The sequence below is a fragment of the Streptomyces sp. NPDC004788 genome (genome assembly GCF_053601115.1).
Map to the genome: position 1 here is coordinate 1 of NZ_JBSGBF010000155.1, position 11,040 is coordinate 11,040.

The 11,040-nt window shown below is 72.8% G+C and carries 11 protein-coding genes; 7 read left to right on the forward strand and 4 right to left on the reverse strand.

Annotation, left to right across the window (positions count from 1 at the left end):
- Positions 1 to 51 precede the first annotated feature (51 nt).
- Positions 52 to 813: an endonuclease/exonuclease/phosphatase family protein gene (locus ACWEJX_RS36210; protein ID WP_451611665.1), complete on the forward strand. Its 762-nt coding sequence runs from the start codon at positions 52 to 54 to the stop codon at positions 811 to 813.
- 12 nt (positions 814 to 825) lie between these two features.
- On the opposite strand, the gene ACWEJX_RS36215 is transcribed toward ACWEJX_RS36210, so the two are convergent.
- The gene (locus ACWEJX_RS36215; protein ID WP_451611659.1) at positions 826 to 1,464 is read right to left on the reverse strand and encodes a hypothetical protein; all 639 of its coding nucleotides are present in this window, start codon (positions 1,462 to 1,464) and stop codon (positions 826 to 828) included.
- Between the two features lie 58 nt (positions 1,465 to 1,522).
- Positions 1,523 to 2,311, reverse strand: coding sequence for an alpha/beta hydrolase (locus ACWEJX_RS36220; protein ID WP_451611660.1), 789 nt, complete (start codon positions 2,309 to 2,311; stop codon positions 1,523 to 1,525).
- Between the two features lie 186 nt (positions 2,312 to 2,497).
- Here ACWEJX_RS36220 and ACWEJX_RS36225 point away from each other — a divergent pair, with 186 nt between their 5' ends.
- From ACWEJX_RS36225 to ACWEJX_RS36245, 5 genes are all read left to right on the forward strand, one after another.
- Complete coding sequence (locus ACWEJX_RS36225) at positions 2,498 to 3,244, forward strand: lysophospholipid acyltransferase family protein (RefSeq protein ID WP_451611666.1); 747 nt, start codon at positions 2,498 to 2,500, stop codon at positions 3,242 to 3,244.
- A gap of 38 nt (positions 3,245 to 3,282) precedes the next feature.
- Positions 3,283 to 4,515, forward strand: a complete 1,233-nt coding sequence (macS, locus tag ACWEJX_RS36230; protein ID WP_451611661.1) for a MacS family sensor histidine kinase — start codon at positions 3,283 to 3,285, stop codon at positions 4,513 to 4,515.
- A gap of 41 nt (positions 4,516 to 4,556) precedes the next feature.
- Positions 4,557 to 5,204, forward strand: a complete 648-nt coding sequence (locus tag ACWEJX_RS36235) for a response regulator (protein ID WP_451611667.1) — start codon at positions 4,557 to 4,559, stop codon at positions 5,202 to 5,204.
- A gap of 105 nt (positions 5,205 to 5,309) precedes the next feature.
- Entirely contained in the window at positions 5,310 to 6,299 is a 990-nt protein-coding gene (locus ACWEJX_RS36240; RefSeq protein ID WP_451611662.1) for an ATP-dependent 6-phosphofructokinase, read from the forward strand.
- A gap of 88 nt (positions 6,300 to 6,387) precedes the next feature.
- Positions 6,388 to 7,383 carry a 2-hydroxyacid dehydrogenase gene (locus ACWEJX_RS36245; RefSeq protein ID WP_451611663.1) on the forward strand — a complete coding sequence of 332 codons (996 nt, stop codon included), beginning with the start codon at positions 6,388 to 6,390 and terminating at the stop codon, positions 7,381 to 7,383.
- Positions 7,384 to 7,473: 90 nt separating this feature from the next.
- On the opposite strand, the gene ACWEJX_RS36250 is transcribed toward ACWEJX_RS36245, so the two are convergent.
- Together ACWEJX_RS36250 and ACWEJX_RS36255 are read right to left on the reverse strand one after the other, a co-directional pair.
- The gene (locus tag ACWEJX_RS36250) at positions 7,474 to 9,378 is read right to left on the reverse strand and encodes an anthranilate synthase family protein (RefSeq protein ID WP_451611664.1); all 1,905 of its coding nucleotides are present in this window, start codon (positions 9,376 to 9,378) and stop codon (positions 7,474 to 7,476) included.
- Between the two features lie 95 nt (positions 9,379 to 9,473).
- A complete protein-coding gene (locus ACWEJX_RS36255) occupies positions 9,474 to 9,530 on the reverse strand; it encodes a trp operon leader peptide (RefSeq protein WP_123954659.1) in 57 nt (18 codons plus the stop codon).
- 119 nt (positions 9,531 to 9,649) lie between these two features.
- On the opposite strand from ACWEJX_RS36255, the gene ACWEJX_RS36260 reads away from it, so the two are divergent.
- On the forward strand, positions 9,650 to 11,002 hold the full coding sequence (locus tag ACWEJX_RS36260; RefSeq protein WP_403798378.1) for a class II 3-deoxy-7-phosphoheptulonate synthase: 1,353 nt from the start codon (positions 9,650 to 9,652) through the stop codon (positions 11,000 to 11,002).
- The last annotated feature ends 38 nt before the right edge of the window (positions 11,003 to 11,040 follow it).

Sequence of the window (11,040 nt, forward strand, 5' to 3'; positions counted from 1 at the left end):
GCCCGCCGCGCCCTCTGGGGCTCGGCGGGCACCGGCGTCTATGTTGACCGCATGGCGATCAGCGAGCTGCCCAACTCCCGTACCGAACCCGACGGTTCGGCCGTCGTCCGGGTCCTCTCGTACAACGTGCGCTCGATGCGCGACGACGAGGACGCCCTCGCCCGGGTGATCCGGGCCTGCGCCCCCGACCTGGTCTTCGTCCAGGAGGCCCCGCGCTTCTTCCGCTGGCGCAAGCACGCGGCCCGGCTCGCCGCCAGGTGCGACCTCGTCATCCTGAGCGGCGGCGCGACCGCCGCCGGGCCGATGCTGCTGTGCTCACTGCGGGCCACCGTCGAGCGCACCGAGGACGTGCTCCTGCCCCTCACCCCCGGCCGGCACCGACGCGGCCTCGCCACCGCCGTGGTCCGCCTCGGCGGCGCGCGCGTCGGCCTCGTCAGCTGCCATCTGAGCCTGTACGCGGACGAGCGCCACGCCCAGGCCGGCCTGCTCCTGGACCGGGTGGCCGCGCTCGGCACGCCGTACGCGATCGTCGCCGGCGACCTCAACGAACGCCCCGGCGGCCGCGCCTGGACCCGCCTGACCAAGGAACTCCAGGACGGCCGCACGGCCGCCCCCTGGGGCGCCGAACCCACCTGGCCCGCCCGGGCCCCCGACCGCCGCATCGACGCGATCCTCGCCACGCCGGGCGTCGAGTTCCTCGCCTGCGGCGTCCCGACCGACCTCGACCCGCGAGACCTGGAAACGGCGACGGACCACCTGCCCGTCCTGGCGGTGGTCCGTATCCCGGCGAGCCCGGCCGGCCCGTCGGCCTGAGGGGGCGGGCGGTTACACCACCGCGCCCCGGCCCGGGTCGTCGAAGCCGTCGTCGTCCTCGTCGTCGCTCTTCATCCGGGCCACCAGGGTCACGAAGCCGCCCAGGAAGCCGCCCACGCACAGCGTGGTCAGCCACCAGGTCATGTCCCACTGGAGCAGCACGGCGAGCAGCATCAGGACCGGGCCGCCGACCACCGCCAGCCAGGCGAACTTGGTCGTGGTGTCGGCCTCCGGCAGCGGCGGGGGCTCCGGCGGGACGAAGTGGCCCTCGTCGGCCGCGCCGCCGCCGGCCTCGTCCGGCTCGGCCGGCGTGTAGTCGCGCGGGCCGCCCAGGCCCACGCCCGGCGCGAAGACGATCGACGAGCCGAGCGCCGGCCCGTCCGGTTCGGCGGGCGGCTCCGGCTTGCGGAACTTGTCCGGCTTCTCCGGCGACTCGGAGGCGGTGCCGCGCCCCGGCGCCACCGTCCCGCCGTCGTCCGGGGCGTCCGGCAGGTCCGGCAGCGCCAGGTCCTGCACCGGACGGTTGGGACGGAAGGGGCGCGCGCCCGGGGGGTCCGCGGGCTCCTCGCCGTACCCCGCGACGATCGCGGCCCAGGCCGCCTCCTCGTCGATGGGCTGCGGCTCGCGCTCCCCGTCCTGCTGATCAGCCACCGCTCGCGCTTCCCTTCTCGACGTCCTCGACCATGCCGACCTGCTCGGCCTTTCGGAGCTACTTGGCCTTCTCGGCCTGCTCGGCCTTGTCACCGGAGAGCTCCGGAGCGAGCCGGGTCACGAACGCCCAGCTCTCCTCGAAGATCCGCTCCGCATCATGGTCCAACGTCGCCACGTGGTAGCTCTGTTCCAGCAGGATCTCCTTGACGTCCGTCGACGACACCCGGCTGAGGATGCGCGCCGAGTCGGCCGGCGGCACCACATGGTCCTGCGGGCTGTGCAGCAGCACCATCGGCTGTGTGACCTGCGGCAGCTCGCCGTCGACGACCTGGAAGAAGCGCCGCAGCGAGTGCGCCGCGTGCAGCGGCACCCGCTCGTAGCCGATCTCGGCCGAGCCGGGCTTCTTGATGTCGCTGGCGATGCCCTTCGTGGACGGGACGAAGTGGCGGACGACCGGCAGCGCGCGCGCCGCGACCCCGTGCACCTTGTTGCCCGGGTTCACGAGCACGATGCCGCTGATCGCGTCGCCGTGCCGCGCGGCGAGCCGCAGCGTCAGGGCGCCGCCCATCGACAGGCCCATCACGAAGACCCGCGCGCAGCGCGCGGTGAGCTCGCGCAGCTCGCGGTCCACCTCCGCGTACCAGTCGTGCCAGGTGGTGAGCTGCATGTCCTGCCAGCGGGTGCCGTGCCCGGGCAGCAGCGGCAGCGAGACCGTCAGCCCGCGCCCGGCCAGATACTCGGCCCACGGGCGCAGCGACTGCGGGGAACCGGTGAATCCGTGACAGAGGAGGACGCCGACCTCTCCGCCCTCGTGGCGGTACGGCTCGGCTCCAGGAAGGACCGACACGGGGTCTCCTGTTCGGGGTTCGACTACGGAAGGGGAAGGCTTTCACCGTACGCGACCGGACCGACACCGACCAGGGCCGTTCGCACCCGTTCGCATCCGTTCGCACGAAGCCGCGGCGCCCGTGGCGGTCCCGTCCCGTCCTCAAGGGATAAGGTCGTCGTGACGGCACACGGAAGGCATGACGAGTTGATCTACGGCGCTATGAAGTTCTCCCTCGGAGGGTCCCTGAAGATCGCCTTCAGGCCCTGGGTGGAGGGCCTCGAGAACATTCCCGCCGAGGGGCCGGCGATCCTCGCGAGCAACCACCTGTCCTTCTCGGACTCCTTCTTCCTGCCCGCCGTCCTCGACCGCAAGGTCACCTTCATCGCCAAGGCCGAGTACTTCACCAGCCCCGGCGTCAAGGGCAAGCTGACGGCCGCGTTCTTCAAGGGCGTCGGCCAGCTCCCGGTCGACCGCTCCGGCGCGCGCGGCGCGGGCGAGGCGGCGATCAGGGCCGGCATCGAGGTCATCGAGTCGGGCGGCCTGTTCGGCATCTACCCGGAGGGCACCCGCTCGCCCGACGGGCGGCTCTACCGCGGCAAGCCCGGCGGTCTCGCGCGCGTGGCGCTCGCCACCGGCGCGCCGGTGATCCCGGTCGCCATGATCGACACCGAGAAGATCCAGCCGCCCGGCAAGATCGTGCCCAAGCTGATGCGCCCGGGCATCCGGATCGGCAAGCCGCTCGACTTCAGCCGCTACCAGGGCATGGAGGGCGACCGCTTCATCCTGCGCTCGGTGACCGACCAGGTCATGTACGAGATCATGAAGCTGTCCGGCCAGGAGTACGTGGACATCTACGCGACCGCCGCCAAGCGGCAGATCGCGGAAGCCGAGAAGGCCGCCAAGGAGGCCGTCAAGGCCGAGATCGCGGCACGGGAAGAGTCCGGCGCCTGACCCTCCCGACGAGGAGGCGCCCGGGGGTGGTGGGGGAGATGGCCAGGCGCGAACGTGTCGTGCGCATGTCGGTCGAGCAGCCGCTGTGGCGCGCGCTCACCGCGTACCGCGTCCTCACCATGGGGTACGCCGTGCTGCTGTGCGTCTTCGGCTGGCGGCACTACGAGCGGCACTGGGTCGCGGTCGCCTATCTCGCCGTGCTGTGCGTGTGGACCCTCGCCACGCTTCCCCAGGTGGCGAACGCGGTCAGCTGCACCAGGCGCTTCCTGGCCGCGGACCTCACCATCGCCCTCACCGGCATCCTGCTCACCCCGCTCGCGGACGAGCAGGTGCGGTCGGTGGACAGCTCCACCCTGCCGTCGATATGGACCGCCGGCGCCGTGCTCGCCTACGCCATCAAGGGCGGCTGGCGCTGGGCCGGCCTGGCGTCCTCGCTGGTCGCCGTCGCCAACGTCGTCGAGCGCGGCCACCCCACCCGCGACACCCTGCACAACGTGCTGCTCGTCTGGGTCGCCTCCATCGCCATCGGCTACGTGGTCGAGGTCGCCCGCGCCTCCGAGCGCACCCTCGCCCGCGCCCTGGAGATCGAGGCCGCGACCCGCGAACGGGAGCGGCTCGCCCGGGACATCCACGACAGCGTGCTCCAGGTCCTCGCCATGGTGCAGCGGCGCGGCACCGCCCTCGGCGGCGAGGCCGCCGAGCTGGGCCGGATGGCCGGCGAACAGGAGGTCGCGCTGCGCACCCTGGTGGCCGGCGGGCTCATCCGCACCTCGTACGTCTCCGAGGACGAGTCCGAGGGCGCGGTCGTACGGCTGGTGGAGGAACCGGAGCAGCCGGAGTCCGCGTCGGAGGAGATCGACCTGCGCACCCTGCTCGCCCCGCGCGCCGGAGCCAGGGTCACCCTCGCCGATCCCGGCGCCCCGGTCCCGCTGCCCGCCCCGGCCGCCCGCGAACTGGCCGCGGCCGTCGGCGCCGCCCTGGACAACGTGCGGGTGCACGCGGGCGAGGCGGCCCGCGCCTGGATCCTGGTGGAGGACTGGGGTGACGAGGTGATCGTGACCGTACGGGACGACGGCCCCGGCATCCCCGAGGGCCGGCTCGCCCAGGCCGAGGGCGAGGGGCGGATGGGCGTGGCCCTGTCCATCCGGGGCCGGCTGCGCGACCTCGGCGGCACCGCCGAGCTGATCTCGGTCCCCGGCCAGGGCACCGAAGTGGAACTGAAGGTCCCGCGCGCACCGCGGGAGCAGCGGGGGAAGGCAGGAGCGAAGTGAGCGAGCAGCAGGCAGTGGAACAGCGGCGGCCCATCCGGGTCATGGTGGTCGACGACCATCCGATGTGGCGGGACGCGGTCGCCCGCGACCTCGGCGAGGCCGGCCTCGCCGTCGTCGCCACCGCGGGCGACGGCGAGCAGGCCGTCCGCCGCGCCGCCGCGGCCGACCCCGACGTCCTCGTCCTCGACCTGAACCTGCCGCTCAAGCCGGGCGTCCAGGTCTGCAAGGAGCTCGTCGGCGCCAATCCGCGACTGCGGGTCCTCGTGCTCTCGGCGAGCGGCGAGCACGCCGACGTCCTGGAGGCCGTGAAGTCCGGTGCCACCGGCTATCTGCTGAAGTCCGCCAGCACGGAGGAACTGCTCGACGCGGTCCGGCGCACCGCCGTGGGTGACCCGGTCTTCACGCCGGGCCTGGCCGGCCTCGTCCTCGGCGAGTACCGCCGGCTCGCCGCCGAGCCCGCCCCGGCCGCCGGCGCCGACGAGCCCAAGGCCCCGCGGCTCACCGAGCGCGAGACCGAGGTGTTGCGCCTGGTCGCCAAGGGCCTGAGCTACAAGCAGATCGCCGAACGGCTCGTCATCTCCCACCGCACCGTGCAGAACCACGTGCAGAACACCCTCGGCAAGCTCCAGCTGCACAACCGCGTGGAGCTCGTCCGGTACGCCATCGAGGTCGGGCTCGACGACGCCTGACCGGCGCCGGGATTCACTCAATTCGCCGTCTCGGGGCGGCCCGCCGCACCACTAGCGTGGGCCGCATCCCCTCAGGAGCCCCACGTACGGCGAAGGAGCGTGCCCATGCGCGTCGGTGTGCTGACCGGCGGAGGCGACTGCCCCGGACTCAACGCGGTGATCCGCGCCGTCGTCCGCAAGGGCGTCCAGGAACACGGCTGGAGCCTCACCGGCTTCCGCGACGGCTGGCGCGGGGTGGTCGAGGGCGACACCGTCCCGCTCGACGTCCGCGCCGTCCGCGGCCTCCTGCCGCGCGGCGGCACCGTGCTCGGCTCCTCCCGCACCGACCCCTTCGCCCTCCCCGACGGCGTCCGCCGGATCCGTGAGCAGCTGGCCAAGCACCGCACCGACGCCCTGGTCGTGGTCGGCGGCCGCGGCACCCTCGGCGTCGCCGCCCGGCTGCACGCCGAGCACGGGCTGCCCTGCGTCGGCGTTCCCAAGACCATCGACAACGACCTGTCGGCCACCGACTGGACCTTCGGCTTCGACACCGCCGTCGGCATCGCCACCGAGGCCATCGACCGGCTCCACACCACCGCCGACTCGCACCGCCGCGTCCTCGTCGTCGAGGTGATGGGCCGCCACACCGGCTGGATCGCGCTGCACGCCGGACTCGCCGGCGGCGCCAACGTCATCCTCGTGCCCGAGCAGCGCTTCGACCTCGACCAGGTGCTCGCCTGGGTCGCCTCCCGCTTCTCCGCCACCTACGCCCCGATCCTCGTCGTCGCCGAGGGCGCCCGGCCGCGCGCCGGCGGGCCCGGCGCGGGCCCGGTGGGCGCGTGGCTGGCCGCCGAGATCGAGCGGCGCACCGGCAAGGAGGCCCGCACCACGGTCCTCGGCCACGTCCAGCGCGGCGGCAGCCCGAGCGCCTTCGACCGCTGGCTGGCCACCCGGTTCGGACTGCACGCGGTGGACGCGGTGCGGGACGGGGCGTACGGGACGATGGTCGCCCTGCGCGGTACGGACGTGGTCCGGGTCCCGCTGGCGGCGGCGACCGACCGGCTCAAGACGGTGGACCCGGGGCGGTACGCGGAGGCGGGGATCTTCTTCGGCTGAGCCGCCCGCCCGGCTGAGCCGCCGGCGACACCGAGCCGTATATTCGCCCTTGACCGGACAAAACCGGCGCACACCCTCGGAGGGGCCCGTGGAGATCCTGGCATTCGGCGTGCAGACGGACGAGAAGCCGCTCATGGAGAAGGCCTTCGAGGGCCACCACGAGGTCCGCTGCCTGGGCGTCTTCCTCACCGAGGACACCGCCGCCATCGCCGCCGGCTACGAGATCATCTCCACCAGCGTCAACGCCGACCTGAACCACCGCGTGCTGCAGACCCTCGCCGCCGGCGGCACGCGGATGGTCGCCCAGCGTTCCACCGGCTTCAACAACATCGACCTCGACGTGGCCGAGCGGCTCGGTCTCACCGTCGCCCGCGTCTCGTACTACTCGCCGTACTCCGTCGCCGAGTTCGCCTGGACCCTCGCGATGGCGGTCAACCGGCGGATCGTCCGCGCCTCCAACCGGACCCGCGACTTCGACTTCCGGCTCGACGGACTCATGGGCCGGGACCTGCGCGGCCGGACGGTCGGCGTGCTCGGCACCGGCAAGATCGGCGAGGCGTTCACCCGGATCGCCCACGGCTTCGGCATGCGGCTGCTCGGCTGGGACATCGCCGAGAACCCCGCCTGCGTCGGACTCGGCATGAAGTACGTCGACAAGGAGCACCTCTTCGCCGAGGCCGACCTCGTCAGCCTGCACGTCCCGCTGCTCCCGGCCACCCACCACCTCGTCGACGCCGCCGCCCTGCGCTCCATGAAGGACGACGCCATCCTGGTGAACTCCAGCCGCGGCGGCCTCGTCGACACCGAGGCCCTCGTCGGCGAACTGCGCGCGGGCCGCTTCGCCGGGGTCGGCCTCGACGTGTACGAGGCGGAGGCCGGGCTCTTCTTCCTCGACAAGTCCCTCGCGGGCGTCGAGGACGACACCCTGGCCCGCCTGGTGACCTTCCCCAACGTGGTGGTCACCTCCCACCAGGCGTACTACACGGCCGAGGCGGTCGGCCAGATCATCGACACCACGGTCCAGAACGTCCTCGACTACCTGGAGGGCAGGCGAAGCGAGAACGTCCTGGTACCGAGGGCCTGACCATCCCCGCCGGTGCGGGGAGCACGCACTGCGCGGCCCCGGCTTCGCGGGAGTCCACGGACCATCCCCGCTGTCGCGGGGAGCCCCGGACTAACGAACGTCGCCCGGTCCGGTCACGGCGGCCTCGGCGCCGGCTGACGCCAGCAGCCGAGTGACGACCGCCGCTCCGTCCAGCGTGAGCACCGATTCGGGGTGGAACTGCATCGACGCGAATCCGCGCCCTGCCAGCGCGTGCACCTCCGCCGTCGCCGCGTCCCGGCTCACGTCGATGCCGTGAGCGGCCAGCTCCCGGACCGCCTCGTCGTCGCACCGCGCCGTGAAGCTGTTGTAGAAGCCGACCGTCTGCTCCTGCCCGAACAGGTCGATCCGCACCTGCGCGCCCTGGAACGGCGTCCGCTTCCGCACGATCTCCAGGCCCAGCTCGGCCGCGATCAGCTCGTGGCCCAGGCACACCCCGAGCAGGCCGTGCCGGTGCTCGCGCAGCAGCTCCGCCGTGAGCCCGCGCAGGAAGCGCATCTTCGGGTCGGCCGCGTCCTGCGGGTCGCCCGGGCCGGGCCCGAGGACCACCGGGCCGTCGTGGGCGAGGGCCAGCTCGCGCAGGCCCGGCTCGTCGTAGCGGAGGACGGACACGTCCAGGCCGGACGAGCGCAGCAGATGCGCCAGCATCGCCGTGAAGGTGTCCTCGGCGTCGATGACCAGCGCGTGCCCGGACAGCTCCGCGGACCGGACCTGCATCCGCAGCCAGAACGGCGCCAGGTCCGCCCGCCGCGCGTCGAGCGCCGCCCGCACCCGCGGGTCCTCGGCCAGCCGCGCCGGCACCGCGTCCTCCTCGCGCGGCCGCCCCTCCCGTACCCCGAGCGCGGCCAGCACGCCCGCCGCCTTCGCGTGCGTCTCGGCGACCTCGCCCGCCGGGTCCGAGTGCCGCACGAGCGTGGCGCCGACGGGGACCCGCAGGTTGCCGGCGGCGTCGATGTCGGCGGTGCGGATGAGGATGGGGGAGTCCAGGGTCTGCGCCCCGTTCTCGTCGGTGCCGAGCAGCGCGAGCGCGCCCGCGTAGTAGCCGCGGCCCCCGACTTCGTGGCGCTCGATGACCCGGCACGCGTTCTGCAGCGGTGAGCCGGTCACGGTCGCCGCGAACATCGTCTCGCGGAGCACTTCGCGCACGTCGAGCGAGGAGCGGCCGCGCAGCTCGTACTCCGTGTGGGCGAGATGCGCCATCTCCTTCAGGCGCGGTCCGATCACCACCCCGCCCCGGTCGCCGACGGTGCACATCATCTTCAGCTCCTCGTCGACCACCATCGACAGCTCCTCGGTCTCCTTGCGGTCGGCCAGGAACGCGAGCAGGTCCTCGGGCGTCGGCGCGGCGCCCGCCGGGTAGCGGTAGGTGCCGCTGATCGGGTTCATCACGACCGTGCCCCCGGACATCCGCACGTGCACCTCCGGGCTGGCCCCGACGAGCGTGCGGTCCCCGGTGTGGACGACGAAGGTCCAGTACGCGCCGCGCTCGCCCGCGAGCAGCCGCCGGAACAGCGCGAGCGCGTCGGCCCGCCCGAAGCCGGGGATCTCGCCGGTGAAGGTGCGCCGGATGACGAAGTTCGCGCCCTCGCCGCGCCCGATCTCCTCGTCGATCACCCGCCGCACGATCCGCCCGTACTCCTCGTCGGACACGTCGAACCCGCCGCCCTCGACCCGTACGGCACGGTCCGGGAGCTGCGCGAGGGCGTCGGCGAGCGGCAGCTCGTACGCCTCCTCGGCGGCCAGCACGGCGAGCGGCGTGCCGTCGTCGCGCACGTCGAAGCCGCGCTCGCGGATCTGCCGGAACGGCACGAGCGCGAGCGTCGGCAGCTCACGGCGGACGGGCAGCTCGGCGAGTCGCTCGGCCTCGTGCACCGGGCCGATGAGCACCTCGACGGTGTCGTGGTCACGGCCGGGGGTGCGGCGGCGCAGCAGCGCGAACGGGGGGCAGGAGTCGTCGAGGAGACGGGAGAGATCCATGAGTGTTCCTTTCCTGTGGGGGAGAGGAACGGCCTCGCGGGTACGAGAAAGGCCGCCCCTCGGGCGGCCTTCGCGTGGTTTCGGTGTACGCGCAGTCAGTGGGCCGCCGGATGAGCGGTCCACCACCAGTTCTGGGTCGTCTGCGTGAACATGGCGCCGATCGTAGCCCACGCACCCCTGTCGGGTCCGTCTGTTTCGTCGCTTCCGTTGTATTCGTCTCATCAGGCGGTCACTGGCGTGGACGCGGGCCTCGGACCCGTACTGTGGTGGCGTGACCGTGAACGCTGATACCCACGCCGTCGCCAAGGCGACCTGGCGAGACCTGCCCGCGGCGCAGCAGCCTGAGTACCCCGATGCCGAGGCTCTGCGCGACGTCGTCGCGGAGCTCGAGTCCTATCCTCCGCTCGTCTTCGCCGGCGAGTGCGACCAACTGCGCGCCCGGATGGGAGCCGTCGCCCGTGGCGAGGCGTTCCTCCTCCAGGGTGGCGACTGCGCCGAGGCCTTCGACGCCGTCTCCGCCGACCACATCCGCGCCAAGCTGAAGACGCTGCTCCAGATGAGCGCCGTCCTCACGTACGCGGCCTCCGTGCCCGTCGTGAAGGTCGGCCGCATCGCCGGGCAGTACTCCAAGCCGCGCTCGAAGGGGACCGAGACCCGCGACGGCGTGACGCTCCCGACCTACCGGGGCGACTCCGTCAACGGCTTCGACTTCACCGAGGCCGCCCGGGTCCCGGACCCGGAGCGCCTGAAGCGGATGTACCACGCGTCCTCGTCGACGCTGAACCTGGTCCGCGCCTTCACCACCGGTGGCTACGCCGACCTGCGCCAGGTGCACGCCTGGAACCAGGACTTCGTGAAGTCGTCCCCGTCGGGCCAGCGCTACGAGCAGCTGGCGCGCGAGATCGACAACGCGCTGAACTTCATGAAGGCGTGCGGCACCGACCCGGCCGAGTTCCGCGCGGTCGAGTTCTACGCCTCGCACGAGGCGCTGCTGCTCGACTACGAGGGCGCGCTGACCCGTACCGACTCGCGCACCGGCAAGCTGTACGACACCTCCGGCCACATGGTCTGGATCGGTGAGCGCACCCGTCAGCTGGACCACGCCCACGTCGAGTTCGCGGCGCAGATCGCCAACCCGATCGGCATCAAGCTGGGCCCGACGACCACCGCCGAAGAGGCGCTGACGTACATCGACCGCCTGGACCCGGACCGCGAGCCGGGCCGGCTGACCTTCATCGTCCGCATGGGCGCCGACAAGGTCCGCGACAAGCTCCCCGAGCTGGTCGAGAAGGTCACCGCCTCGGGCGCGACGGTCGCCTGGGTGACCGACCCGATGCACGGCAACACCTTCGAGGCGGCCTCCGGCCACAAGACGCGCCGCTTCGACGACGTGCTCGACGAGGTCAAGGGCTTCTTCGAGGTCCACAAGGAGCTGGGCACCCACCCGGGCGGCATCCACGTCGAGCTCACCGGTGACGACGTCACCGAGTGCGTGGGCGGCGGCGACGAGATCTTCGTCGACGACCTGCACCAGCGCTACGAGACGGCCTGCGACCCGCGGCTCAACCGCAGCCAGTCGCTGGACCTGGCGTTCCTGGTGGCGGAGATGTACCGCGATCAGTAAGTAGGTACGTACGAGAGTGGGGCGCGGATCCTTGTGAT

Coding starts and splice junctions, on each gene's coding strand:
- macS (WP_451611661.1), top strand. CDS start 3,283: ATGGCCAGGCGCGAACGTGTCGTGCGCATGTCGGTCGAGCAGCCGCTG.
- ACWEJX_RS36235 (WP_451611667.1), top strand. CDS start 4,557: ATGGTGGTCGACGACCATCCGATGTGGCGGGACGCGGTCGCCCGCGAC.
- ACWEJX_RS36240 (WP_451611662.1), top strand. CDS start 5,310: ATGCGCGTCGGTGTGCTGACCGGCGGAGGCGACTGCCCCGGACTCAAC.
- ACWEJX_RS36250 (WP_451611664.1), bottom strand. CDS start 9,378: ATGGATCTCTCCCGTCTCCTCGACGACTCCTGCCCCCCGTTCGCGCTG.
- ACWEJX_RS36210 (WP_451611665.1), top strand. CDS start 52: ATGGCGATCAGCGAGCTGCCCAACTCCCGTACCGAACCCGACGGTTCG.